Source organism: Citrobacter sp. wls710 (assembly GCF_005281115.1).
Lineage (GTDB): Bacteria > Pseudomonadota > Gammaproteobacteria > Enterobacterales > Enterobacteriaceae > Citrobacter > Citrobacter werkmanii.
On record NZ_SZXD01000029.1, the window covers coordinates 171,019 to 192,754 of the forward strand.

The 21,736-nt window shown below is 49.5% G+C and carries 34 protein-coding genes; 11 read left to right on the forward strand and 23 right to left on the reverse strand.

The window, feature by feature from the left end:
- Window positions 1-98: 98 nt before the first annotated feature.
- Window positions 99-362 carry a cell division activator CedA gene (cedA, locus tag FDX14_RS12675; protein ID WP_071600734.1) on the forward strand — a complete coding sequence of 88 codons (264 nt, stop codon included), beginning with the start codon at window positions 99-101 and terminating at the stop codon, window positions 360-362.
- A gap of 64 nt (window positions 363-426) precedes the next feature.
- Here the strand turns inward: cedA and tcyP are convergent, their stop codons facing one another.
- The 4 genes from tcyP to hxpB all read right to left on the reverse strand — a co-directional run bounded on the left by tcyP (window position 427) and on the right by hxpB (window position 4,207).
- Window positions 427-1,818 carry a cystine/sulfocysteine:cation symporter gene (gene tcyP / locus FDX14_RS12680; RefSeq protein WP_006684833.1) on the reverse strand — a complete coding sequence of 464 codons (1,392 nt, stop codon included), beginning with the start codon at window positions 1,816-1,818 and terminating at the stop codon, window positions 427-429.
- Window positions 1,819-1,953: 135 nt separating this feature from the next.
- Complete coding sequence (locus FDX14_RS12685; RefSeq protein WP_104652153.1) at window positions 1,954-2,553, reverse strand: metal-dependent hydrolase; 600 nt, start codon at window positions 2,551-2,553, stop codon at window positions 1,954-1,956.
- Between the two features lie 83 nt (window positions 2,554-2,636).
- Window positions 2,637-3,398, reverse strand: a complete 762-nt coding sequence (gene kduD, locus FDX14_RS12690; RefSeq protein WP_137349653.1) for a 2-dehydro-3-deoxy-D-gluconate 5-dehydrogenase KduD — start codon at window positions 3,396-3,398, stop codon at window positions 2,637-2,639.
- Window positions 3,399-3,538: 140 nt separating this feature from the next.
- A complete protein-coding gene (gene hxpB, locus FDX14_RS12695; protein ID WP_061381455.1) occupies window positions 3,539-4,207 on the reverse strand; it encodes a hexitol phosphatase HxpB in 669 nt (222 codons plus the stop codon).
- Window positions 4,208-4,374: 167 nt separating this feature from the next.
- On the opposite strand from hxpB, the gene FDX14_RS12700 reads away from it, so the two are divergent.
- Window positions 4,375-4,911, forward strand: coding sequence for a YniB family protein (locus FDX14_RS12700; RefSeq protein ID WP_137349635.1), 537 nt, complete (start codon window positions 4,375-4,377; stop codon window positions 4,909-4,911).
- Window positions 4,912-4,967: 56 nt separating this feature from the next.
- On the opposite strand, the gene FDX14_RS12705 is transcribed toward FDX14_RS12700, so the two are convergent.
- Window positions 4,968-5,828 (reverse strand): fructosamine kinase family protein, encoded by an 861-nt coding sequence (locus FDX14_RS12705; RefSeq protein ID WP_042308821.1) that lies wholly within the window; start codon window positions 5,826-5,828, stop codon window positions 4,968-4,970.
- Window positions 5,829-6,096: 268 nt separating this feature from the next.
- Entirely contained in the window at window positions 6,097-7,026 is a 930-nt protein-coding gene (pfkB, locus tag FDX14_RS12710; RefSeq protein WP_137349636.1) for a 6-phosphofructokinase II, read from the reverse strand.
- A gap of 287 nt (window positions 7,027-7,313) precedes the next feature.
- Here pfkB and FDX14_RS12715 point away from each other — a divergent pair, with 287 nt between their 5' ends.
- Window positions 7,314-8,072: a DUF481 domain-containing protein gene (locus FDX14_RS12715; RefSeq protein ID WP_079224479.1), complete on the forward strand. Its 759-nt coding sequence runs from the start codon at window positions 7,314-7,316 to the stop codon at window positions 8,070-8,072.
- 165 nt (window positions 8,073-8,237) lie between these two features.
- Here FDX14_RS12715 and yniD read toward each other — a convergent pair whose 3' ends face one another.
- Window positions 8,238-8,345 (reverse strand): small membrane protein YniD, encoded by a 108-nt coding sequence (gene yniD, locus FDX14_RS25430; protein ID WP_227255173.1) that lies wholly within the window; start codon window positions 8,343-8,345, stop codon window positions 8,238-8,240.
- A gap of 454 nt (window positions 8,346-8,799) precedes the next feature.
- On the opposite strand from yniD, the gene FDX14_RS12720 reads away from it, so the two are divergent.
- Window positions 8,800-10,008, forward strand: coding sequence for a tyrosine-type recombinase/integrase (locus tag FDX14_RS12720; RefSeq protein ID WP_101699999.1), 1,209 nt, complete (start codon window positions 8,800-8,802; stop codon window positions 10,006-10,008).
- Here FDX14_RS12720 and FDX14_RS12725 read toward each other — a convergent pair.
- The 16 genes from FDX14_RS12725 to FDX14_RS12795 form a co-directional block, all read right to left on the reverse strand.
- On the reverse strand, window positions 9,966-10,202 hold the full coding sequence (locus FDX14_RS12725; RefSeq protein WP_137349637.1) for a helix-turn-helix domain-containing protein: 237 nt from the start codon (window positions 10,200-10,202) through the stop codon (window positions 9,966-9,968). The two genes, FDX14_RS12720 and FDX14_RS12725, sit on opposite strands and share 43 nt — an antisense overlap.
- 108 nt (window positions 10,203-10,310) lie before the next feature.
- Window positions 10,311-10,928 carry an Eac protein gene (locus tag FDX14_RS12730; RefSeq protein ID WP_137349638.1) on the reverse strand — a complete coding sequence of 206 codons (618 nt, stop codon included), beginning with the start codon at window positions 10,926-10,928 and terminating at the stop codon, window positions 10,311-10,313.
- Window positions 10,929-10,937: 9 nt separating this feature from the next.
- Window positions 10,938-11,177 carry a DUF4222 domain-containing protein gene (locus FDX14_RS12735; RefSeq protein ID WP_137349639.1) on the reverse strand — a complete coding sequence of 80 codons (240 nt, stop codon included), beginning with the start codon at window positions 11,175-11,177 and terminating at the stop codon, window positions 10,938-10,940.
- The gene (locus FDX14_RS12740) at window positions 11,155-11,907 is read right to left on the reverse strand and encodes an ASCH domain-containing protein (RefSeq protein ID WP_137349640.1); all 753 of its coding nucleotides are present in this window, start codon (window positions 11,905-11,907) and stop codon (window positions 11,155-11,157) included. Before FDX14_RS12740 ends, FDX14_RS12735 begins: the two co-directional genes overlap by 23 nt.
- Window positions 11,907-12,128 (reverse strand): TraR/DksA family transcriptional regulator, encoded by a 222-nt coding sequence (locus tag FDX14_RS12745; protein WP_137349641.1) that lies wholly within the window; start codon window positions 12,126-12,128, stop codon window positions 11,907-11,909. The genes FDX14_RS12740 and FDX14_RS12745 overlap by 1 nt, the downstream gene beginning before the upstream one ends.
- Window positions 12,125-12,397: a DUF5405 family protein gene (locus tag FDX14_RS12750; protein WP_071701032.1), complete on the reverse strand. Its 273-nt coding sequence runs from the start codon at window positions 12,395-12,397 to the stop codon at window positions 12,125-12,127. Before FDX14_RS12750 ends, FDX14_RS12745 begins: the two co-directional genes overlap by 4 nt.
- Window positions 12,398-12,494: 97 nt before the next feature.
- Window positions 12,495-12,791 (reverse strand): DUF4406 domain-containing protein, encoded by a 297-nt coding sequence (locus tag FDX14_RS12755; protein WP_137349642.1) that lies wholly within the window; start codon window positions 12,789-12,791, stop codon window positions 12,495-12,497.
- The gene (locus FDX14_RS12760; protein WP_137349643.1) at window positions 12,788-13,315 is read right to left on the reverse strand and encodes a phage N-6-adenine-methyltransferase; all 528 of its coding nucleotides are present in this window, start codon (window positions 13,313-13,315) and stop codon (window positions 12,788-12,790) included. Before FDX14_RS12760 ends, FDX14_RS12755 begins: the two co-directional genes overlap by 4 nt.
- Window positions 13,312-13,770, reverse strand: coding sequence for a hypothetical protein (locus tag FDX14_RS25435; RefSeq protein WP_252182531.1), 459 nt, complete (start codon window positions 13,768-13,770; stop codon window positions 13,312-13,314). Before FDX14_RS25435 ends, FDX14_RS12760 begins: the two co-directional genes overlap by 4 nt.
- A gap of 321 nt (window positions 13,771-14,091) precedes the next feature.
- On the reverse strand, window positions 14,092-14,718 hold the full coding sequence (locus FDX14_RS12775; RefSeq protein WP_046401533.1) for an ERF family protein: 627 nt from the start codon (window positions 14,716-14,718) through the stop codon (window positions 14,092-14,094).
- 260 nt (window positions 14,719-14,978) lie between these two features.
- Window positions 14,979-15,176: a DUF1482 family protein gene (locus tag FDX14_RS12780; RefSeq protein WP_137349644.1), complete on the reverse strand. Its 198-nt coding sequence runs from the start codon at window positions 15,174-15,176 to the stop codon at window positions 14,979-14,981.
- Window positions 15,176-15,331 (reverse strand): hypothetical protein, encoded by a 156-nt coding sequence (locus FDX14_RS25175; RefSeq protein WP_170973588.1) that lies wholly within the window; start codon window positions 15,329-15,331, stop codon window positions 15,176-15,178. Before FDX14_RS25175 ends, FDX14_RS12780 begins: the two co-directional genes overlap by 1 nt.
- Window positions 15,332-15,550: 219 nt before the next feature.
- Window positions 15,551-15,709, reverse strand: coding sequence for a hypothetical protein (locus tag FDX14_RS25180; RefSeq protein ID WP_170973589.1), 159 nt, complete (start codon window positions 15,707-15,709; stop codon window positions 15,551-15,553).
- A 43-nt stretch (window positions 15,710-15,752) separates the two neighbouring features.
- Window positions 15,753-16,379 (reverse strand): Nmad5 family putative nucleotide modification protein, encoded by a 627-nt coding sequence (locus FDX14_RS25185; RefSeq protein WP_170973590.1) that lies wholly within the window; start codon window positions 16,377-16,379, stop codon window positions 15,753-15,755.
- Window positions 16,380-16,417: 38 nt separating this feature from the next.
- On the reverse strand, window positions 16,418-16,741 hold the full coding sequence (locus tag FDX14_RS12790) for an antitermination protein N (protein ID WP_137349645.1): 324 nt from the start codon (window positions 16,739-16,741) through the stop codon (window positions 16,418-16,420).
- A 382-nt stretch (window positions 16,742-17,123) separates the two neighbouring features.
- Window positions 17,124-17,813 (reverse strand): XRE family transcriptional regulator, encoded by a 690-nt coding sequence (locus FDX14_RS12795; RefSeq protein WP_048225836.1) that lies wholly within the window; start codon window positions 17,811-17,813, stop codon window positions 17,124-17,126.
- A 97-nt stretch (window positions 17,814-17,910) separates the two neighbouring features.
- Here FDX14_RS12795 and FDX14_RS12800 point away from each other — a divergent pair, with 97 nt between their 5' ends.
- The 7 genes from FDX14_RS12800 to FDX14_RS12830 form a co-directional block, all read left to right on the forward strand.
- A complete protein-coding gene (locus FDX14_RS12800) occupies window positions 17,911-18,123 on the forward strand; it encodes a helix-turn-helix domain-containing protein (RefSeq protein WP_048224852.1) in 213 nt (70 codons plus the stop codon).
- A 122-nt stretch (window positions 18,124-18,245) separates the two neighbouring features.
- Window positions 18,246-18,545 carry a CII family transcriptional regulator gene (locus tag FDX14_RS12805; protein WP_137349646.1) on the forward strand — a complete coding sequence of 100 codons (300 nt, stop codon included), beginning with the start codon at window positions 18,246-18,248 and terminating at the stop codon, window positions 18,543-18,545.
- A gap of 21 nt (window positions 18,546-18,566) precedes the next feature.
- Window positions 18,567-19,367: an HNH endonuclease gene (locus FDX14_RS12810; protein WP_137349647.1), complete on the forward strand. Its 801-nt coding sequence runs from the start codon at window positions 18,567-18,569 to the stop codon at window positions 19,365-19,367.
- A 10-nt stretch (window positions 19,368-19,377) separates the two neighbouring features.
- Complete coding sequence (locus FDX14_RS12815; RefSeq protein ID WP_137349648.1) at window positions 19,378-20,265, forward strand: hypothetical protein; 888 nt, start codon at window positions 19,378-19,380, stop codon at window positions 20,263-20,265.
- A gap of 2 nt (window positions 20,266-20,267) precedes the next feature.
- On the forward strand, window positions 20,268-21,119 hold the full coding sequence (locus FDX14_RS12820; RefSeq protein ID WP_137349649.1) for an ATP-binding protein: 852 nt from the start codon (window positions 20,268-20,270) through the stop codon (window positions 21,117-21,119).
- On the forward strand, window positions 21,116-21,526 hold the full coding sequence (locus FDX14_RS12825; protein ID WP_137349650.1) for a hypothetical protein: 411 nt from the start codon (window positions 21,116-21,118) through the stop codon (window positions 21,524-21,526). Before FDX14_RS12820 ends, FDX14_RS12825 begins: the two co-directional genes overlap by 4 nt.
- A partial coding sequence (locus FDX14_RS12830) for a hypothetical protein (protein ID WP_137349651.1) occupies window positions 21,520-21,736 on the forward strand: 217 nt, incomplete at its 3' end. The genes FDX14_RS12825 and FDX14_RS12830, both read left to right, overlap by 7 nt.

The following is a 21,736-nucleotide window of genomic DNA, read 5'->3' on the forward strand; positions in this document are numbered from 1 at the left end:
GAGGAGGTAAAGCGCGATGAGGCAGACAAACCGCGCACGCAAGGCAGGACGCAGGAGGGGAAAATCGGCTAAGATAGCAGTTTTCTGATTTTTAGAATTTGTCTTTAGTGAAACAACTGATTATGAAACCTCTTCGCCAACAAAATCGTCCGGTTATTAGCTACGTGCCACGCGTGGAGCCTGCTCCGCCAGAGCATGCGGTTAAAATGGATGCGTTTCGTGACGTATGGATACTGCGCGGGAAATATGTCGCTTTTGTCTTAATGGGGGAGTCGTTTCAGCGTTCGCCTGCATTTACTGTTCCGGAATCAGCGCAACGCTGGGCTAATCAGATTCGTCAGGAAAATGAACTGAGCGATTGACTGGATATAAAAAAACCGCCGGGGCATTACACGCCGGCGGTTTTTTGTTTTTCAGCAAACAGGCTTAGCGATGCGCCAGTTCCGCGTTATCGTCGCTGTCCAGAATCGTTTTATCGGTCTGCTTCAGCCATTGGCTGGTCAGCGTACCGGCAGTCATGGAGCCGCTGACGTTCAGCGCAGTACGACCCATATCAATCAGTGGTTCAACGGAGATCAGCAGAGCAACCAGCGTCACCGGCAGACCCATGGCAGGCAGAACGATCAGCGCAGCAAAGGTCGCGCCGCCACCCACACCCGCAACGCCTGCGGAACTCACTGTCACGATACCTACCAGCGTGGCAATCCACATCGGATCCAGCGGGTTAATACCGACGGTCGGGGCGACCATCACCGCCAGCATGGCCGGGTACAGGCCGGCACAACCGTTCTGACCAATCGTGGCGCCAAATGAGGCGGCAAAACTGGCAATGGATTCAGGTACGCCCAGACGACGGGTTTGTGCTTCCACGTTCAGCGGGATAGACGCGGCGCTGGAACGGCTGGTGAAGGCGAAAGTCAGCACCGGCCAGACTTTACGGAAGTATTTCAGCGGGCTAACGCCGTTCACACCCAGCAGGATCCCGTGTACCACAAACATGATACCCAGACCGAGATACGAAGCGACGACGAAGCTACCCAGCTTGATGATGTCCTGCAGGTTGGAGCCTGCAACCACTTTAGTCATCAGCGCCAGAACACCGTACGGCGTTAATTGCATGACCAGACGAACCAATTTCATCACCCAGCTTTGCAGGGTATCGATAGCGACCAGAACGCGCTCGCCTTTTGGTGCGTCATCTTTCAGCAGTTTCAGTGCGGCTACACCGAGGAATGCAGCGAAGATAACTACGCTGATAATCGATGTCGGGTTCGCTCCGGTCAGATCGGCAAACGGGTTTTTCGGGATGAACGACAGCACCAGTTGCGGAACGCTGAGGTCGGCAACTTTACCAACATAATTGGTTTCGATGGCGTTCAGGCGAGCGGTTTCAGCCCCACCTTGCACCAGACCTTCGGCGGTCAGGCCGAACAGGTTGGTCACCAGAACACCTACCAGTGCGGCAATCAGCGTAGTAAACAGCAGCGTGCCGATGGTCAGGAAGCTAATTTTACCTAACTGAGAGGCGTTGTGCAGACGTGCAACGGCACTGAGTATAGAGGCAAAGACCAGCGGCATAACAATCATTTGCAGCAACTGGACATAACCGTTGCCGACAATGTTGAACCACTGTACGGAATCTTTAAGAACCTGGCTGTCGGAGCCATAAATGGTGTGCAGCGCGAGGCCGAACACCACACCCATGACCAGACCGACCAGTACTTTTTTTGCCAGACTCCACTGTTTGTGACGGGCTTGCGCCAGCACGAACAGCAGCACTACGAACACGATAATGTTCGCGATTAATGGAAAGTTCATCCCCGTTCTCCTGATCTTATTATGCGGATCACCGTACGATGGTGATTCTGTTGGCGCAAGATTAGCAGAACTGTGACATGCCTCTTATATTCAAATGGAATTGTTTATGCCAAAAATGACATTTCGGCTGATTTATTAGTCAACCTGGTGCGTTATGAAACGATTAAACTGCATTTGTAGCGTATTTATCATTTGCGATGACCAGCGTACTGCACTGTTTTCTTGTACGGTCTGCGGCATCCAGATGGCCCAGGCAAACAGCGCCATACACAGGAATCGCTCCAGTTGATTCCCTTTTTGCGGCACAAGGATCGGCAGGCGAAAACGCCAGCGGCAGGGCCAAAGCAGGGGCACGCCCGCCGGGGTCAGCATATCGGCCAGAATATGGCTGAGATAACCGAGAACCATGCCTTGTAAGGCATCGGCCGGAATTATCCAGGTATCAGGAACTTTCAGGTAAAACGTGGTCAGCAGGGCAAAGACTGCCAGCAGGCTATGCGTAAACCCGCGATGGCCAAATGCGCGGGCAATGGGTTTTGATATCCACTTCAGACGCTGGCCGAGCAGGGATTTTGGATGATCGATATCCGGTAGCAGACATGTCAAAATGGCTGAAGGGACAATATGCCACCAGTCACCCTGCGCAAGAACGGGCGTTAGCTCGGCATTTTTGGCAAATACCGCACAGGCAATAGAAAAAAGAAGGTGGCCTTCCGCCGTCATGATAAAACCCAATAAACTGTCGATTCATACAGTATAGGGGTTTTATACAGTAGGCGGAAGAGGTGACGTTGTAACCCTTTGTCACAAGTGCGACATTACCGCGCCAGCCAACCACCGTCCACGGCCAGCGTATAACCATGAATATAGTCAGAGGCTGAACTTGCGAGGAAAACGACCGGGCCTTTCAGATCGTCTGGCTTTCCCCAGCGTCCGGCTGGAATACGATCGATAATCTCCTGATTACGCTCGCTGTCTTCACGTAATTGCTGCGTGTTATTGGTCGCCATATAGCCGGGCGCAATAGCGTTGACATTAATACCTTGCGCAGCCCATTCATTGGCCAGCAGGCGGGTGATACCCAGTACACCGCTTTTAGATGCGGTATAGGAAGGAACGCGGATCCCGCCCTGAAATGAGAGCATTGAGGCAATATTAATTATTTTCCCACCGTTACCCTGCGCCACAAACTGTCGCGCCACGGTCTGCGACAGAAAGAACACGGATTTGAGATTCAGGTTCATCACGTCATCCCAGTCTTTTTCGCTGAAGTCCAGCGCATCCTGGCGACGAATGGTGCCCGCATTATTGACCAGAATATCGACCCGACCAAATGCCGCCACCGTTTGTGTCACGATGCCGGAGAGTACGTCCTGTTGGCGGAGATCGGCCTGAATCGCCATAAAACGTCGACCGAGCGCGTTAATTTTCTCTGCGGTTTCATGCGGAGTTTTACGATTCACGCCGACCACATCACAGCCAGCTTCAGCCAGCGCTAGTGCCATACCTTGTCCAAGGCCGGTATCACATCCGGTGACGATGGCAACTTTACCTGCGAGACGAAAAGCATCATGAATCATATTCACCTCAATTATTCATTCCATTCACACTTCACCATGCGGAAAGAATAGGAGAGGCTGAGCAGAAATACAATAAAAATGAAACACTGTTTTAAAAAAAACAATCTCACGGGCAATGATTCGCATTGCCCGTGAGAGGATTAGCCGCGCAGATGAACGGCTGTAAGTTCGGTGAGCGAGGACAGTTTTACGTCGGCCAGTACAAAGCGAGGATCGTCCTGATTTTCATGTGCAGGCACCACGATAGAGCGCATGCGAGCCGCTTTCGAGGCGATCATGCCGTTGACTGAATCTTCCAGGGCAACGCAACTCAAAGGATCAATGCCTAGTTTCGCTGCGCAATCAAGATACACCTGTGGGTGCGGTTTACTGTAGGGCAGTTTCTCCGCGGAGGCCAGCGCATCGAAGCTGTCGCGCAGATCAAACATGGTCAGCACTTTTTCCAGCATATGCAACGGTGATGCGGATGCCAGCCCGACCAGAATTCCCTGCGATTTGCACAACGCCACGGCTTCACGTACGCCAGGCAACAGCGGTCTTGTCTCTTCAACTAACGCAATTGCCCGCGTGATGATACGTGCAGTCACTTCCTGACGTGTGGGACCATTCCACGGTTGCTGCGCAAACCACAAATCAACCACCATGTCGATGCGTAAGCCAAGGGTATCGGGAAGTTCATGGCGGCGAGTGATATCAACGCCTAAACTTGCCATCACATCCAGTTCGGCCTGATCCCAGAGCGGTTCTGAATCGACCAGTAATCCATCCATATCGAAAATTGCAGCAAGAATTTGACGCGGGGTTGACATCACAACCTCTCCTTTAGGGTGATAAAAGGGATTTCGAGCCAGTCATAACAGGCTCTGAGCGTTCATTATGGCTAATTCTCTATTATACCGCCTTTAAAGATCAGGCGAAAACGGTTATCAACGGGTAAACTTAGGCCAAAATGACACGTCTTTATCAAGGGGAACTCATGACGTATCAACAAGCTGGACGCATTGCCGTCTTGAAAAGGCTGGTGGGATGGGTGATTTTCATTCCCGCGCTGATTTCAACACTGGTTTCTGTACTGAAGTTTATGTATGCGCACAGCGAAAAGCAGGAGGGGATTAATGCGGTAATGCTCGATTTTGCCCACGTAATGATCGACATGATGCGGGTGAACACCCCATTTCTTAACGTATTTTGGTATAACTCGCCGACTCCCGATTTTCAAAGTGGACTCAATCTCGTTTTTTGGGTGATTTTCATCCTGATTTTTATCGGCTTAGCGTTGCAGGACTCAGGTGCAAGAATGAGCCGTCAGGCGCGCTTTTTACGCGAAGGCGTTGAGGACCAGCTGATTCTGGAACAGGCAAAAGGCAGTGAAGGGTTATCACGTGGACAAATCGAGTCACGTATCGTGGTGCCGCACCATACGATCTTTTTACAAATTTTCCCGCTGTATATATTGCCGGTGATTGTTATCGTCATCGGCTACTTTTTCTTCTCATTGCTGGGCTTTTTGTAAGCGTTGACATATCAGGCCTGACTCATTGTGTAACGCCAGGCCTGATAAGCGCGTTGCTAAGCCGCCAGTAACCTATCCATTGCTTTCTGCGCCACAACCAGATGCTGCCCTCCGAACAGAATGGCCCGATTCAGCAGCGTATAGAGCTGGTAGACAGGCTGTCTGTCGAGAAAATCCAGGGGGAGCGGCGAGACGGACTGATAACCGTCATAAATTTGTGGCGGCTGTTCGGTATGTAACGGCAGCATTGCCAGATCGCACTCCCTGTCTCCCCAGTAGCAGGCGGGGTCGAAGATGTAGGGACCGTTCGGGCCGAGCGCGCAGTTCCCCGACCACAAATCCCCATGCAGGAGCGACGGCTGCGGCTGATGGGAAGCGAGGCGTTGCTGAACATGCTCGACAATGGCGTCAATATTGCCAAACGCAATACCTTTCTCAGCGGCGAGTTCCAGTTGCCAGCCAATACGCTGCTCGGCAAAAAAAGTTGACCAGCGACGTTGCCAGGTATTGGGTTGCGGCGTGGTTGAGAGCGCATTGTCGAAGTCGAGCCCGAACTGCGGCTGATCGCTCCATTCATGCAAATGCGCAAGCTGTTGGCCGAGGATAAACGCGTTGTGCGCGTCAAGCGGACGGGGAGGGAGGAAGTCCATCACCAGGAAACTGTAATCTCTGTCTGCGCCTACCGCCCAAACTTTCGGTACTGATACGGTTTGGCTGCGGGAAAGTAGCTCCAGCTGATCGGCTTCCGCCGTAAAGCCGGTTAACAACTCTCTTTCATCGCATTTGACGAAAAAATCGCGCCCCGCATAGCGTAAATGCCATGCGGCGTGGATCTCTCCGCCGGGCAGTTCATTACGCAGTTCGATTTCGCCTTCACCTAATTGCTCGCTTAAAAGACGACTGATAGCCTGCCACATGATGTCTCTCCCCATGTTGTCTGCCAGATCATAAGGTTAGCGCAAGAATGCGGTTAAAAAACACGAACTGACGCACACCACGGACGCGTCATCGCTCGAAAGGCACTTAATGTTTGTCGTTCTTCTTCATCTCGCACCGTTGTGGAGAGGTCCGGTTGTACATGATTCACTTCTTTGTAATCACGTGATTTTTTAGCATAGACGTATAACACCCATGCCGACAGTTTTACCGGAACATCCCCCTTCTGTTAAAAGAGGGACGGTGCCATTACTGCGCAAGGTATGCATATATTTTTTGCGTATCGTCCAAAGCGCACAGGCGCGTACCCTGATTCAAGGTTGCTGCGCTACCGGCGGCGACACCGAAACGAACAATATCGTCAAAAGGTGCGTTTTCAGCCAGTTTAAGCGTCATAGCGCCGACCATGCTGTCGCCTGCCCCTACGGTGCTTTGACTCTTCACCGGTGGGGGAACCACCTGGACGCAGGTGTCGCGATCAACGCCCAGCGCCCCTTGTGGCCCAAGAGACACCACGACGCGGTGTGCTTTACCCGATTGCACAATATCCTGTGCGGCTTTACGCACGTCATCAGGTTGGGTGAGTTCGCGGTTCACCAGCGCGCTCAGTTCTTTGAGGTTGGGTTTGACCAGTTCGATATTGCCGATGGCTAACGCCGCCGTTAGCGCCTCGCCTGAGCTATCGACGATGCAGCGAATACCCTGTTTTTGTGCTGAGGTAACGAGTCGGGTCAGCTTCTCAAGCTGTACCCCAGGCGGCAAACTGCCGCTAATAACCAGCAGCGCGCCGGACTCAATTTCCAGCACCTGATCCTGAAGTTGATAGAACTCATCATCGGTCAGCGCAGCCCCGGGCATAACGAAGCGATACTGCTCACCGCTGGACTCAACGTGGACGTGCAGATTTTGGCGGGTCCAGTCTTTGGCTTCGACCGTAGAGACGGGAACATTTTCGTCGGCGAGCAATGCAACAAGATGCTCTCCCGTGGCCCCGCCCGCGGGGAAGATAGCCGTCGCAGTACCGCCAAGATGAGCAATTGCACGAGCGACGTTGATGCCGCCGCCACCGGGTTCAAAAACCGGCGAAGTACAGCGAAGTTTACCTTCTGGGTAGATTTGCGGAGTAATTGTTGCGCTATCGAGAGAGGGCGCAAGTGTTAACGTATAGATACGTACCATCTTTACCTCCTGTTAGGCTGCCTTCAGTCTGGCACTTAACCCCCCGAAAGTGAAGTAATTAACAACATGATTTTTCATATCTTTATTTAAAATTATCTGGGTAAAGTTATATAAATAAAATAACGATTTAAGAACGCTCTTATTCAAAAAATGAAATAAGAATTTATTGCTATGTTATTCGAGTCTTTTTATAATTTGTTACCTTTCAAGGGTCTTTTGTCATTGATCCATATGAAAGTTTCCGAGACCGTTATGGTCTCTTTTTTTGTTGTACGGACTCTTAATAAATGAAGCTTTTGAAGACAGTGCCCGCAGCATTCATGCTGATGGGAGGCCTGCTTGCGTCAATGCATGCTGCCGCCGATGATTCCGTTTTTACTGTCATGGATGACCCTTCCAGCGCGAAAAAACCCTTTGAAGGTAACCTGAACGCGGGATATCTCGCCCAGTCAGGCAACACAAAAAGTTCTTCTTTAACTGCAGACACCAACATGACCTGGTACGGTCAGGCCACGGCGTGGTCTCTGTGGGGAAATGCCAGCAATACCTCCTCAAATGATGAGCGTTCATCAGAGAAGTATGCCGTAGGGGGTCGTAGTCGTTACAACATGACCGACTATGACTATCTCTTTGGGCAGGCAAGCTGGTTGACCGACCGTTACAACGGTTATCGCGAGCGTGACGTACTGACCGCAGGTTACGGTCGTCAGTTCCTCAATGGACCGGTGCACAGCTTCCGTTTTGAATTCGGTCCTGGCGTTCGTTATGACGAGCACACTGATGGCACCACCGAAACGCAGCCGTTGGGCTATGCGTCCGGGGCCTATGCGTGGCAGATGACGGACAACACCAAGTTTACTCAGGGTGTATCGGTATTCGGTGCTGACGATACGACACTCAATTCTGAAACGGCTTTGAACGTTGCCATCAACGAACACTTCGGGTTAAAGGTGGCTTACAACGTGACCTGGAACTCTGAGCCGCCGGCAACTGCGCCGGAGCATACCGATCGTCGAACGACTGTTTCGCTCGGTTATCGTATGTAATGACAAGCCGGGTCAAATAATTGGCCCGGTTTTCCCAATTAAAGTTAAGTTTATTTAATATTTAATCTACGTTTTATTTTTACCACATATCAATAACGCACTATTTATCAGATGAATTCGATTTAATAGATAAATAAACGGAACCGCACGGCAGTTGCCAATAATTTAACCCCAGATCATGGCGGCCCAGCGTAGGGGCAGTATTGCCGCACAAATAACAAGCAGAATCACAACTATTCTCCAGTGTTTCTTCGCAAAGCGATTTGCTGGCATAGTTCTTTCCTGCTCATATGCGATGACTTTCGGCAAGTGTAACAAAGACGTCAGGGTGTCAGTGAATTGATTTACATCATACAGTGCGCGTTGATTGCTGCTTTGATCGGCTCGTAACACCGTGTACACTGTCAACGGTGTTATCAAAAAGCGGGTGTAGGTCCAGCGTCGCCACTAAGGCAACCAGTGACATATTTCGCAGAGTGAAGCGGGAATCAGCCCACACCTTTTTGATAATTTTAAATATTGAATCTTTGTATGTGATCTTACGTGTAAGTACCATCCAGAATTTCACCTCATTCCTGTCTGTTCCTACCTGTTTCACCAATTCCGCATCACACCTAACTTTATTCAATTTACCCGTTTCAATTTAGTTCATCTTGTACTCGTTCGTGTCGTAGAATCTGTGTACCAAATCGTGTACCAATTCCGACAAAGCTGAACAGGGACAAGCATGCCTCTCAACGATACCAAGCTCAGACGTATAGCTGGCAAGCCATATGATGGACCAGAGGAAATAGCTGACGGCGGTGGACTTTCTGCCAGGATCAGCCCAAAGGGACTTATCACCTTTCAGTACCGCTATCGCTTCAACGGGAAACCGGCCCGGCTAAAACTTGGCACCTACGGCAAGATGTCGATCAAAGAAGCTCGTGACGCGATGGAGGAATGCAAGGGATGGCTGGAAGAGGGACGCGACCCGGCAATGCAGCGGAAGAAAGCCAGGGACATCGTATCCAGTTCACCAAGCATCAGCACCCTCGTTGATGAGTGGCTTGAAACACCATCAGTGAAAGAGATGGTGAAGTACGAATACTGGAAGCGGATGCTGAAGCTTCACGTTACCGACAATTACGGTCGGCTGATAGCAGATGAGATGAGCCCCGTTGAGTGGGAGCAGATATTCCTGCGCATAACGAAAGGTGGATCTCCGGTTCAGGCCGGTAACGTTCTGGTGAAGATGAAGCAGGTGATCCGCTATGCGCTTCGCCGAAAACGTATAACTTCAAATTCGCTAATGTTACTCGAAATTAATGATGTCGGTAGCCGCCCGGACGACGGGGAAAGATTTCTGAATGATGATGAGATAGGCGTGTTCTGGAATGCTATCGATAAAACAAAGATGTCATGGCAAAACAAAATGCTGATCCGCATTGTGGCGCTTACCGGCTGCCGCGGCGTTGAATTGAGATTAGCAAGGAAGGGTGACTTTGACCTGAAGGCGAGGGAATGGGTTATACCGAAAGAGAACTCGAAAACGCGTAAGCGCTTTGTGCGAGGGATTTCTCAACTGGCAGCCGATTATCTGCAGAAGGTTTTTGATGTGTACCCCGATCAGACAATCGTGTTTCCACCGGCTAAGCTGCAGGTGGACAGGCCTATGTCAGCCAGTACATTGATTTCCATCGCGGGGCAGGTGGAAGAGGTTATGGGTGGGGAGCACTGGTCTCTGCACGACCTGCGCAGAACGTGCAAAACAAAGATGGCTGAGCTTGGCGTTGCACCTCACGTATCAGAGAAGATACTCGGGCATAAGCTAACGGGGATGCTGGCTGTTTATGACCAGTATGATTACATCCCCGAGCAGCAGGCGGCAGCGGAATTGTGGGCCGAGAAGATTCAGGCGTGTGCAGCCAATAGTCCTTTATCTTTGCAGAACTGAATAACTTCTATATAGCGGTAGAGAGCGCCACCTTTTGGTGGGTGAATTTCCTTAACTTCGGGCGGGAATGGTGTTCCAGATTGCTTCCATTGCCTTCTCTTACGATAAAACGTGGTTCTGGAGATACCACCAAGCATCTCCTGAACTCGCTCACGGTTAACCAGAACCGGCTGAATGCTGATTGTTGTTTGCATGCTTTTCTCCAGGCAAAAAGAAGCCCGGCACTATGGCCGGGCAAATGGGGGATAACGTGGCAGTGCATTCGCACCCAATAGCCAGCTCATAACTGGCTATCAGTTGCGTCATTCATGTTGATGATTAACGATGTCGTAAAATTGGCCGTAGGTAATCTTCTTGAAGTTATCCGGTATCACTACCTCTCCGTGCCGTTCTTCTTTATCGTTAGGTATTGCAAAAACAAGGCAATCATCGCGCTCAGAGTGCTTTCCTCCATATGTGGATAACATGGCAAATCCGAAACCTCTGCCAGACTGACCACCAATACCCGTGCGCATAATTCCGTAATGATTGACTATGTAGTCATTCCACTCAGGAAGTGATTTAAGCTTGTTATTTGCCTCTTCCTTCACGGCGTCGAGAACTTTGTTGTAAGCCCTGCCTTCTTTCGTATTTCCTTTTCCTCGACCAAGGACTACGCGCTTACCATCAAACATTTCTTCTCGCTTAATGGTCATGGGGCAGGGGAATTCATATCCCTTTTCCCACACAAAGCCACTGAGCAATCCACCTCCACCACCCCATCCGCTTGATGTTGTCCATGCGATAGCGCCAACCTTTCCTACTGCATTAGGAAGAATGGCGTTTCTTTGTTTACTGATTTCCTCATATCCATCAATCAGCGATTTCACGTCATCGCCTTCCACCATGTAGTAATCGTAAAATTTGCTTTGATCTGACATTGTTATCCCTCATGCCGCCCGCATAGCGCGGAGGCGTTTTAAGTGTTCTGCTGTTTCGATTTCTTCGGCGATACGCTCGGCCTGTACTTTGGTCAGCGGCTCGAATTCATGCTGAAAGCGGCCCATGCTGGCGATGCAGGTGCGACCGTTGCGGATGTAGTGGATTACTTCGTGGGTAGCGCGGAGGATTTTGCATGGCGCGCCGTGGGGATCAGCGTACCAGGTATTAGGCTGGATTATCCTGAACATTGTGTACCACCTTAAACTCAATAACCCAAACCCATTGGTTAGCGTTCCAGTTTTCCTGTCCATAGATTGATTGCCACAGGTAGGCGAAAGCATCTGTCGCGTCAGGCTCTGGATTAGCGCAACCGCATGGTTCAGGTTCACCGCAATTGAGACAGCCACCGTCAATAATCCCTTCTGCTCTCGCATCCTCTTCGCTGATAGCGTTAAGCTTCTCCACGCGGACGCCAGTGATTTCCAGAAGAATGCGGCTTGCTTCGCGCGGCATATGGATAGATGGTTTCCAACACGAACGACCATCTTCATAGCCGTCGTCATCTCCCCATGTAAACTCTCCATCAGCGGCGTAAATGGCGTGGCCAGAGTAATAACCATTGCCAAACGGCATTTCGTGAATGGCTGTAGCCGGTCTGTCTGGCGTCCATGGCTGGATTCGACCATCCTCGTCCAGTTCGTGGCTGACGACTCCCCACGTCTCTCGAACCCAGATGCGATCGCCAACTTCTCCATAAGGACAACCGAACACTTTTGAACGCATCTTTAGGCCGCACGCACCGGACTGCGACCAAAAATATTTTCCGTTATCTCTACCATTTTTGTAGTCAATCACCCGGCGCAATCCCAGATCTGAATGCTCTGGCTGAATCGCCATAATCCGCCGCGTCTGCGTCTTACGCCCGTCGAGAATGGCGCGAACCATCTCGCTGTTAAATATCATTCCGCGCTCTTTCATCACATCCTCCCAATCTTCTTACGCAATTCCATCTCACCCTGGCATTCGACGCACATCGTGCATCCCGGATACGCTTTCCTGCGAGCATCAAGTAACTTGTCCCCGCACTCAACACAGTGCGTTGCTGATACTGCTGAGTGGTTGAGTCTGTGAGCCTGAATAGCATGGTCGCGCATCATCTCTTCGAGATCGCTGGCCTGATCGATGATTTCTGATGTCATAGTCCAACAGCCTTACCAAGCCTCTCGCTGAGTTGATAAATGTGGTCGCGTAATTCAGTCAGTGTCTGAGCTTCGGATTCCAGAATCTCTTTGTGCATTAATTCACGCACCAGATGCTCAAACTTGCTGTAGTAACCAAGGCGAGAAAGCACTTCCTGACCGGCATTTTTACCTTCCTTGGAAATCTTCTTCTCATTAAGAATCAGGTCATGCGCAGACCCGGTGACGACGTACTTATCGCCAAGTTCAATTCGTAATTTTTCACTCATAGTCAGTGCTCCATGAACTGTCGGTTAATTCGGTTGAAGGTGAACGCGAGAAAATAAAAAGGCCGCATTAGCGACCTTGTGATTCGTTTGGTTAGCGTCATGCGGCTCGATCCTCTTCCTGATAGATGACCTGCAATTCCAATTTCTCGGCTAACGCTTTCTCCGCTCTTGCGCCTGGTGAAGACTCCCAACCTTTAAGCAGGTAAATAACGTCAGCGCATCGCAGCATTGCCAGGCAGATGTCCATGTATTCAGCCTGTGAAAGCCCATCAGGAAGAATTGCCGGGTTTAGCGCTGTATGGCCTCTTCCTGTTAACTTAGCCGCGGTAAACATGAAAGCGGGGCGGTTAAATTCGACTAATCCGCTCATTGGCCCGGCGATGTAAATTTTCATGCTGCCTCCCTTGCGCCGATCCGCTTTAGCTCTGCAAGCGAAACGGAAGTGATAATGCGTCGTGGTTTGATGAATGGTCGCCAGATAAACAGAACCGATCCCTTTGGATTGCTCTTGCGCTTACCGCCTTCAGTAACTGGCACGAAACTTATGCGTCCATCGGTAATCAGACGAAGTTCATCAGCGGTTTGCATTGCTGTGCTGAACCAGCCTGTCGAGATATCCGCAGGAAGCAACATCACTACCGGTTGTCGTTGTTCAGAACACTGCTCGGCGGCCTTTGCTACCCAAGGAGAGATATCGGAATAGGGAGGGTTACACCAGATTGATCCGTATGATTCCCACTCACGATTCAGGGCATTGTCGCGTTCAGTGAAATAGTGTGCACACAGCGAGTTGAGATCGCTTGCAGCGGCATCCAGCCAGAAGCCAAACTCAATATCCAGCGCGTCGAATACCCACAATGGCGTCTGCCAGCAATCCTTTTCATCCTGTGGTGTTGTTGATCCTCCAAAGTCACTCATGCTTCCTCCCGCTCTGGATCCCTGTTATCCCATCCATTCCGCTCAATATTCACCTGCATCCGCTTATCTCCGACCTCTTCGATACTCCGACCGGTAATCTCTGATACTTCTGCGTTGGTGTAGCGCATGAGTATTGCTAACTCTTCCGTTGACCATTCACGCATAGTTAATCCTCCGGAGCGGGCCAGTGCGTCACGCTTGCTTCTGACTGAGTAAATGGAGCGACCAGTTGCCGTGGCTATCTCTTCCACTGAGAACCTGCCAAAGAGATGAAGTTCGGCGGGTGTCCATGGTCTTCCGGTCATCTTGCTGATTAGTGGTGCGCCGATACGTGATGCCTGGCGAGTGATTGCCGATTCGGAACGCTCAAGCTTTTCTGCTATTTCTGAGCGGGACATCTTCATCCCAACCTCGTGCAGAAAGAGGTTTTCAAAGGGTTGCCAAAGTTCGCTCATTGGTTCTCCTTAAGGCGATACACACAGCCGCCGATCGTTCCGTTTCCCCATTCCTCAGCGACCAGGTGTTGTTGTATCTGGTCCAGCGCCGGGCCCGAGATGAATGTTTGTTGCATCTCTAAGTTAGGTGCCCATCCCTCGTAATATGGCTCGTGGTAATTAAGGGTAATTCCAGCTGTATGACCAAGAGCGCCTTTTGCTGTCTGCCATCTATGGAACGAAGTGATGTTGTTCCGCGCGTCCTTGCGCAAAATTCTGAGGATAGTTTCTGGAGTCATATCGATAACGGCGATGCCGCCCGCTGTTAGATAGGAGAGGCGGTTATGCCGCCTGTTTTAGTTCTCTGATTCGAATGCCGGTAACGTCTTTGCATTTAGCCTGGTGGTCAGGCCATCCGTTAAGGCGTTGCCATGTTGATGCGTACTGTTCCTGGAGCTTTTTACTGTCGTTCTCAGCGCCAGCGTACTGAGTAAATTCAGCCAGAATCTGGTCTGCATCAGCCGGTTTTAAGTGGTGAACTTCTGCATCGGCATCAATCGCAGTTTCTTCTGTAGGTATGCAGAACGCCTGAAACGCTGCGTATTTGTAGGCGATCGACATGGCCTTGTTAGTCGCTTTATCGCCGCTGTCCATCGCTTCGCCGTAGGTGGTTACCGTGTGGATGCTGCCGTCCTCAGTGCTGACGAAATCGAAGTCGCCACGAACCGTGATATAAAAAAGAGCACCACCGCTTTTACTGGTTCGCTCTACACATGTTCGTTCGGTATATCGAGGTAGAATCAGGAGCTTATTCTTTACCAGCTCAGGAGCCAGTGCGTTGTATATGTCGTCGATTCCGCGAAACGCATAGTTAACCTGGCTGCCTTGTTTTTTCTCTTTCCTGATGCCTTGCTCAGCAAGCGCAGAAGCAACTCCGCTGATTGCAGCGTAAACTTTTTTCTGTTCCATAATTTCCTCAGAACGGGCATCCGCCCAAGAAATAACGCTGATTAAGAACTTCGATTCTCGACAAGTTCAGATATGCTCTCATTCCATTGCGATCACCTTTATGGCGATACCAGAGAGCTTTCTGTGTGCTGAGTCGTCGTTGCAATTGACTCTCTTTCACTGTTCTAGCGAGAGGCATGATTGACTCCTGAAATTTGGTTGTGCGCTTCCCGTCTGCGATAGCAGGACGAGTAGGGGGAATGGTTTTGGATTGGATGTGGTTACTTCTGCGCTACTTCCTGCGCTGGGAACTCACCGTTGCGAAGAATCCCTTCAACAGGCCAGCAGTCTGCTGAAACATTTTGTTCAGATGCCGCTTGTTGACATTCCTGATGGCTGTCGTAAACACCGAGAATTACGTCGTGATACTCGCCATTTGTCATTGCTACGGTCATTACAAGTGCGAATAGAGTTCCCATCAATGAGTCCCCGCCGGCACCAGATTTGGCTCAACAGATAGCGACGCATATGGTCGACGAATATTGCGCAGATTTCCCTGCGGCTCATGCCAGTAAGTTCCATCGCGATAATCAAAGGAGACCAGCCATGCTGCGCCGGTGCGGTCGTTACGCATAGGAACTGCTCGGCCGTTTTTTGGTACTGTCTGGTTAGTTTTCATAATCATCTCCGCGCTTAAGCCGCGCCGCTGAGCTAAAGACCTCTGCATGCAAACTTTATTAATGCAGAATGTTGGTAAGCGGTGGATAGCCGCTATTCATAACTGAGCGTCCTCTGAGAAGCCGCTGAGGTATGAGCAATAAAAAAACCCGCCGTAGCGGGTCTTAAATTTCAGTCAGTCTTTGATGAATTCATCCGTTACTACCGATCGCTCCCCCGAATACAGAACAGCGCCATCAACCTCAACGACGATAACTGCATGTGGATTAGCGTTATCGTTAAGCCATTTGATAACCGGCTTAACTGCATCTTCGAAACTTTGACTCTCTTCCATCGCCTTACCCTCTGTTTGTATCGTGAGCTAATAAAAAGGCCGCCTAAGCGACCTGCTCTGTTGGAAGTCCAATAAGCCGGTTTAGGTCTTCAACCTTTAACGCCGGAAGTGTTTGCTTAGCGGTATCCACGCCGTCGGGGATCAGCTCTTTGCTTTCAGGCCACACTTCAATCAGGCGCTTGATGGTTGTCACTGAATTCAGCGCCGCCCAGACAGTGGTTTCGATATCTTTTTTGCGGGCTTCCAGTTTCGCTTCCGCTGCAAAAACTTCATCGAAACGGGTAGTTATTTCATGTTCTGCGGCAAACAGGCATCGTTCTCTTTCTGGGGTGAGAAGCTCGAAGGTTTTACCTTCGTTATCTTCGCCATATGAGCACCATCCAAGTCGCCTTCCGCCTATTGAGATGCAAATTGACTGGTGCTTTCCGCCGGGGCTGTAGATAGAAACTCCTGAATCAGTTAACTCCTTTTCAATTTGCTCGAATTTCTCGTACAGACGATCAAGATTTTCAGCTTTCTCTTTCCCGCCGAGAGCAAATACCCTGGCGTCACGAGCTATTTCTTGCCGCTTAACCTGTAGCGCCTCAAGCTCTGCAATGACACCTGATTTGATCAGCGCGTTCTTTGCAATGCGCTCCCGGAAAGCATTTGTTAATCGTGCTGAAGACATACCCTCACCTCATAAGTTAATTAACGCGCCGTAACCGATTAAATCAGTGGCGTCGATTTGCCGCTGGATTTCTGCACCGCATGGATTTTGTTTCCGAACGGGTTAGCATCTTTGTACCAGGTGCGATGATTCTTGCGCTCAACAGCTTCAGCGCGTTTTTCCATCTCTTCCCGATACTCAGCCAGCACCGTTAAATCAATAGGGTTCACAGCGCTTTCTACGCGTGATTTCGGCTTGCGAGTCAGCGACAGAACGGGGCGGTTATCTGGCTTAGCGCTTACCCCAACTAACAGGGGATTGGCAGCTTTCCATTCGGCCTGTTTCTCTGCGCGGCGTTCGCGGCGGCGTGCTTGTGCATCCATTGTGGATCTCCTGTCAGTTAGCTTTGGTGCAAGCGCCGGTGACTATTTCAATCCCCGGATTTCAAGTCGCTTCTCAGTCCGGCCCGTATGTTGCCAGGCCTAAGCTCCACGACACGCTTGCCCAAAGCTTTCTGCTTTGAATGCTGCGCTTTTTCAGCGCCAGATTTTTAAGAGCTTCACCGTCCTGGTGAGTAGTGCGTCCTGCTGATGGGTTTAATGTATGCGTTATGCGCAAATGCGTCAAGCGCATATTTACAGCAAAAAGTGGATTTACGCTTTAAATTAATTTATGCGTATGATTCAAAAGGAATAAAAAATTTACAGATATTGCTTAAGGCACAAAAAAACCCGCCGGAGCGGGTTGTTGGTATGCGATTATGTGTTAACCGTGTCTGCGGAACTGCTGCGACTGGCTTAGCATTACCCTACCAGACACATGAAGCATCGCAGCCTCTTCAGGGCTTATGCTCCACTCTCTATACTTTGGATTGTCCGAGATAACGAACAGATCATTTTTAACTTTTTGAAGGCGCTTGACGAAAGTGTCACCGTTGAAATCAAAAACGTAAATACCATCTCCATCGAAGTAATTGACTCTGATATCCACAAAAATCAAATCGCCTGGCTCAATGGTTCCTTGCATGCTATCGCCGCGAACGTTGATAAGCTTCACCGATTTTTGAGGGATGCTGCCAAATATAGACTTAGCCTGGTCAACGTCATACTCAATTGATCGGACAACCTCCACAATATCTTTTGATGGCGATCCATTGCCTGCGCTGGCGGAAACGTTAAGAACATCAACCCTATACACATCCTTTTCCTCTCGACTGTTTAGGGAATCTACACTGTATGAATCTACAGTATTTTCCTCGTCATCGGAAGAGAATAGTACAGCTACAGGAACATCGAGAGCTTTCGCTATTTTTCTTAGGAGCTGATCACTATACCCTTGAATCCCACGCTCAAGGCGTGAAAGGTTACCGACGTCGCTATCTACAAGAAGCGCCATCTCATTCAATGTGTATTTATTTTTCTTCCTAAGAAGTCTTATCTTTTCACCTACTTTCATATCTTCATTAGAAAACATTTATGCGTCCTTCGCAAAGCGCCTTGCGCAAAATTTGCGGATGGATTAATATGCGTCTAACGCATTATGGAGGTGCAATATGTGTACACCACTTAGAAAAATGCGCGTAGAGAAAGGTCTGACAATTTCTGAGGTTTCCAAAATGACAGAAATTGATGTAGGCAACCTGAGCCGAATTGAACGCGGTATGCAGGTTACATCTCTGGAGACAGCTGAAAAGCTATCCAAGTTCTTCGAAGGGAAGATCTCAGAGATGCAGATTCTCTACCCGCATCGGTATATGGCAGCCTAAGCAACACCCGCTCTTATCACATCTAGCCCTGAAAAAGGGCGATTCAAAACAACAAGTCTTAATGGCTATGCGTGTCTGCGCATGGGCCTATTTAACTATTTCAACACCAAGGAATTTAACAAATGGAAAACTCAATTAACCGCAACAAGGTCAATGCCCGTCGCATTGAGTCATGGTTGCTTAACCGTATCGCTATGAAAGGTGGCAACAACGTAGCTAAAGAGATCGGCGTTGATAAAGCACAGATAACCCGCTGGAAAGAAACGTGGCTGCCGAAGATGGCAATGCTGCTGGCAGTTCTGGAGTGGGGTGTCGTTGATGACGATATGGCGCGGTTGGCAAGAGAAGTAGCTGCGGTGCTCACAAAGAAAAAACGCCCTGCGGTAACAGAGCGTTCTGATCAAATCACGATGGATTTTTAACAACTATTTGCGGAGTTAATTATGGCAAAAAAACCTTCGCCAGACCAGGTAAAAAAGGTTCGTTCTGGCATTACCAAGAAAATACGGTTTGAGGTTTTCAAGCGCGATGGCTTCAAATGCCAGTACTGCGGGAATTCTGCGCCAGATGTCATCCTTCATGTCGACCATATCAACCCGGTAAGCAAGGGCGGCGATAATGACATGATGAACCTTGTCACTTCTTGCGATAGTTGCAATGGCGGTAAAAGTGACAAGCTGCTCAATGACCACTCAATAATGGAAAAGCAAAGGCAGCAACTCCAGGAGCTTAATACCAAGCGAGAGCAACTGGAGATGATGATCCAATGGCGAGATGGCCTTAAAAGCCTGAAAGACGATGTTATTGATATCGTCGTTACCAAAATTGAAGATTGCATTGCGCCATTTACCGTCAACGACAATGGACGAAAATCAATCAAGAGATGGCTTCGAATATACAAGGTTGAAGAAATCCTCGATGCGATCGAACTTGCCGCAGACAAAAAACTTACCCAAGAAATAACTCATGAGCTTACTGGTGAATTCTTTGAGTACATCCCTCGCATAGCAGCGACAAAAAGAAAGCCTCCAGAAGAACAAAGGATTCTATACATCAGAGGAATCCTTAAAAACCGAATATATATCAATCAAAACCATGTGATGAGTTATCTCAAGGCATGGCTTTCATACGATTTAGATCTCGATGAACTTACCGAGTTTGCGAAAACAGTACCTAACTGGACAACGTTCAAGGAGTGGGTGTCTGAACGCATTCGTGAAGCTCAAGAAGAACTCCCGTACTAAAGGTGGCTAAATGGCACGTTCAAGAAATATCAAACCAGGCTTTTTCACCAATGATGAATTAGCCGAGTGTTCTCCATATGCCCGCCTCCTTTTTGCCGGGTTGTGGACTATAGCTGACAAAGAAGGGCGATTGGATGATCGCCCAAAGAAAGTCAAAGCAATGGTTCTGCCTTTTGACGATGTGGACTGTAATGATCTGCTTCAGCAGCTTCACAGCCACAAATTCATCAACCGCTATCAGGTAAATGGCGACTCATACATCCAAATAAATAACTGGAAGAAGCACCAGAACCCTCACTGCAAAGAAGCTGCTAGTGAGATACCAGAACCAGTAGAGAACAATGACAGCACCGGACAAGAACAGTGCAAGGACGACAAAGATGAAGACAAGAATGATGCTGAAGCAACTCAAGTAATTGAAAACAATGGAGCACCAGAAAAGCACTATGCAAGAACAGTACAAGAACCAGTAGAGAACAATTTAAATCCTGCTGATTCCCTTAACCTGATTCCTGATTCCCTCATCCCTCATACTGATTCCCTTTCTAACACCCAAGCCGCTGACGCGACTTGCGAAGGGTCTGAGGCTGATGTCCATAAAATTTCAAGTCGCTATGCATTCGAAGGAAATATCGTTCGGTTAAACCACAAGGACTACGAAGCCTGGAAACGCCTGTATCCGAACATTGACCTGAAGTACGAACTGGAAAAGCTGGATATCGAATTTAGCCATGAGAAGCCAAAGAACTGGTTTATCACTGCTAGCCAGAAACTCAGCTACCAGAACAAGCAAGCGCTATCCAGACCGGTACGCAAGGTTGCTAATGGCCTTCAGTCTGAAGGTTTTGCGTCGAAGGACTACGGAAAAACTGAAATCCCATCCTGGGCTCAGGAGTGAACATGACACTGGACGAAAAGATTTTCTCTCTGGAAAAGATGCTTTCAGAGCTATCACAGCCACCGTTAGAAATTCCAAACAGCACTGTTGAGTTTGATGATGCCACCTGCGAAATACATGGACCGTTCCAACAGCGCCGACGCGTATCGACTACGCACATAAAAATACCAACCGTTCCGTCTCGTTGCCCTGGTTGCATTCGGGATGAGCTAATCGAACTACAGGCTGAAAAAATTCGCATCGATGAGGCATCTCGCAAGAGAAATATCGAAATGCTGATGGAGGCGTTAGACATACCAAGCCGTTTTTTGTTCTGCACCCTACAGAACTACGAGCCAGTAAACGACGATGCTCAACGCGTTCTGAAAGTCTGCCAGGCGTACGCTAACCGATGGCCTGAGCGATTGAAGAAAGGTGGTGGACTCGTAATGTGTGGCAAGCCTGGAACCGGTAAGAACCATCTCGCTTTTGGTATCGCTCGGATCGCCATTGCTGAGCATCAAAGCTCGGCTGTATTCACCACAGCCCTAAAAATCGCCAGAGAGTACAAATCAACCTGGTCGAAGGGCTCAACGCGCACTGAAGACGATGTGATCCGCTACTTCACCAAGCCAGACCTGCTGATCATCGATGAGGTAGGGGTCCAGTTCGGAAGCGACGCTGAGAAGCTGATCATGTTCGAAATCATCAACACCAGATACGAGCGCATGAAGCCAACCATCCTGATTAGCAACCAGACCAAAGAAGAACTGGCAGCATTCATCGGTGAGCGCGTCATAGACCGCATGAGCGACGGTGGTGGCTGCACACTGTCATTCACCTGGGATTCATACCGCTCGAAGGGGACCGCATGATGGACAGCTTAAAGCAACGCATTCTCGATTACGTATCAGCCAACCAGCCAGCCAAGGTTGATCTGATTTACAAGGAGCTTGGTATCTGCCGTAACCGGTACTACGAAGAGGCCAAGAAACTCCGCTTCATGGGCAAGCTGCGGAGCGTTCCGGGAATCGGTGTATTCACCGGCGAAGATGCTTATCAGCACTGGCTGAAAAGTGGTGGCTACGAAGAAATCAGACGACGCGCTGTCGATGCGAACCTGAGTAGCCAGGAAGCGAAGGGGATGAAAAAGCCGCGTAACAGCGACGACCCGAAGATGTTCGCACCATACGACCCGGCAAAGAATGGAGTCGTGGATGAGTTCATGCAGAGCGATGCGAGAAAACGTCTGATGATGGTTTACGGGATGGCGTCATGTTGATACTCGCAAAAATTATTGGCGTTCTCTGGATGCTGCTGTGGTTCGTTATTGTTCTGCAGGCTTTCATGCGCGGAGTAACCGAAGGGAAAGATGCTTTTGGCTATTTCGTAGCAAGCGTATTCATGTGGCTGCTGGTTGCCGTTGCACCGGTAGCAATCATCAAATTCGGATGGAGCTACATGGATTTGCCCCTATATTTCCAGACACCTG

Bases quoted from the DNA above. Each gene is read 5' to 3' on its own strand.
- tcyP (WP_006684833.1), bottom strand. From the start codon at position 1,818: ATGAACTTTCCATTAATCGCGAACATTATCGTGTTCGTAGTGCTGCTG.
- kduD (WP_137349653.1), bottom strand. From the start codon at position 3,398: ATGATTCATGATGCTTTTCGTCTCGCAGGTAAAGTTGCCATCGTCACC.
- hxpB (WP_061381455.1), bottom strand. From the start codon at position 4,207: ATGTCAACCCCGCGTCAAATTCTTGCTGCAATTTTCGATATGGATGGA.
- FDX14_RS12700 (WP_137349635.1), top strand. From the start codon at position 4,375: ATGACGTATCAACAAGCTGGACGCATTGCCGTCTTGAAAAGGCTGGTG.
- FDX14_RS12705 (WP_042308821.1), bottom strand. From the start codon at position 5,828: ATGTGGCAGGCTATCAGTCGTCTTTTAAGCGAGCAATTAGGTGAAGGC.
- pfkB (WP_137349636.1), bottom strand. From the start codon at position 7,026: ATGGTACGTATCTATACGTTAACACTTGCGCCCTCTCTCGATAGCGCA.
- FDX14_RS12715 (WP_079224479.1), top strand. From the start codon at position 7,314: ATGAAGCTTTTGAAGACAGTGCCCGCAGCATTCATGCTGATGGGAGGC.
- yniD (WP_227255173.1), bottom strand. From the start codon at position 8,345: ATGCCAGCAAATCGCTTTGCGAAGAAACACTGGAGAATAGTTGTGATT.
- FDX14_RS12720 (WP_101699999.1), top strand. From the start codon at position 8,800: ATGCCTCTCAACGATACCAAGCTCAGACGTATAGCTGGCAAGCCATAT.
- FDX14_RS12725 (WP_137349637.1), bottom strand. From the start codon at position 10,202: ATGCAAACAACAATCAGCATTCAGCCGGTTCTGGTTAACCGTGAGCGA.
- FDX14_RS12730 (WP_137349638.1), bottom strand. From the start codon at position 10,928: ATGTCAGATCAAAGCAAATTTTACGATTACTACATGGTGGAAGGCGAT.
- FDX14_RS12735 (WP_137349639.1), bottom strand. From the start codon at position 11,177: ATGTTCAGGATAATCCAGCCTAATACCTGGTACGCTGATCCCCACGGC.
- FDX14_RS12740 (WP_137349640.1), bottom strand. From the start codon at position 11,907: ATGAAAGAGCGCGGAATGATATTTAACAGCGAGATGGTTCGCGCCATT.
- FDX14_RS12745 (WP_137349641.1), bottom strand. From the start codon at position 12,128: ATGACATCAGAAATCATCGATCAGGCCAGCGATCTCGAAGAGATGATG.
- FDX14_RS12750 (WP_071701032.1), bottom strand. From the start codon at position 12,397: ATGAGTGAAAAATTACGAATTGAACTTGGCGATAAGTACGTCGTCACC.
- FDX14_RS12755 (WP_137349642.1), bottom strand. From the start codon at position 12,791: ATGAAAATTTACATCGCCGGGCCAATGAGCGGATTAGTCGAATTTAAC.
- FDX14_RS12760 (WP_137349643.1), bottom strand. From the start codon at position 13,315: ATGAGTGACTTTGGAGGATCAACAACACCACAGGATGAAAAGGATTGC.
- FDX14_RS25435 (WP_252182531.1), bottom strand. From the start codon at position 13,770: ATGAGCGAACTTTGGCAACCCTTTGAAAACCTCTTTCTGCACGAGGTT.
- FDX14_RS12775 (WP_046401533.1), bottom strand. From the start codon at position 14,718: ATGGAACAGAAAAAAGTTTACGCTGCAATCAGCGGAGTTGCTTCTGCG.
- FDX14_RS12780 (WP_137349644.1), bottom strand. From the start codon at position 15,176: ATGGGAACTCTATTCGCACTTGTAATGACCGTAGCAATGACAAATGGC.
- FDX14_RS25175 (WP_170973588.1), bottom strand. From the start codon at position 15,331: ATGCGTAACGACCGCACCGGCGCAGCATGGCTGGTCTCCTTTGATTAT.
- FDX14_RS25180 (WP_170973589.1), bottom strand. From the start codon at position 15,709: ATGGAAGAGAGTCAAAGTTTCGAAGATGCAGTTAAGCCGGTTATCAAA.
- FDX14_RS25185 (WP_170973590.1), bottom strand. From the start codon at position 16,379: ATGTCTTCAGCACGATTAACAAATGCTTTCCGGGAGCGCATTGCAAAG.
- FDX14_RS12790 (WP_137349645.1), bottom strand. From the start codon at position 16,741: ATGGATGCACAAGCACGCCGCCGCGAACGCCGCGCAGAGAAACAGGCC.
- FDX14_RS12795 (WP_048225836.1), bottom strand. From the start codon at position 17,813: ATGAAAGTAGGTGAAAAGATAAGACTTCTTAGGAAGAAAAATAAATAC.
- FDX14_RS12800 (WP_048224852.1), top strand. From the start codon at position 17,911: ATGTGTACACCACTTAGAAAAATGCGCGTAGAGAAAGGTCTGACAATT.
- FDX14_RS12805 (WP_137349646.1), top strand. From the start codon at position 18,246: ATGGAAAACTCAATTAACCGCAACAAGGTCAATGCCCGTCGCATTGAG.
- FDX14_RS12810 (WP_137349647.1), top strand. From the start codon at position 18,567: ATGGCAAAAAAACCTTCGCCAGACCAGGTAAAAAAGGTTCGTTCTGGC.
- FDX14_RS12815 (WP_137349648.1), top strand. From the start codon at position 19,378: ATGGCACGTTCAAGAAATATCAAACCAGGCTTTTTCACCAATGATGAA.
- FDX14_RS12820 (WP_137349649.1), top strand. From the start codon at position 20,268: ATGACACTGGACGAAAAGATTTTCTCTCTGGAAAAGATGCTTTCAGAG.
- FDX14_RS12825 (WP_137349650.1), top strand. From the start codon at position 21,116: ATGATGGACAGCTTAAAGCAACGCATTCTCGATTACGTATCAGCCAAC.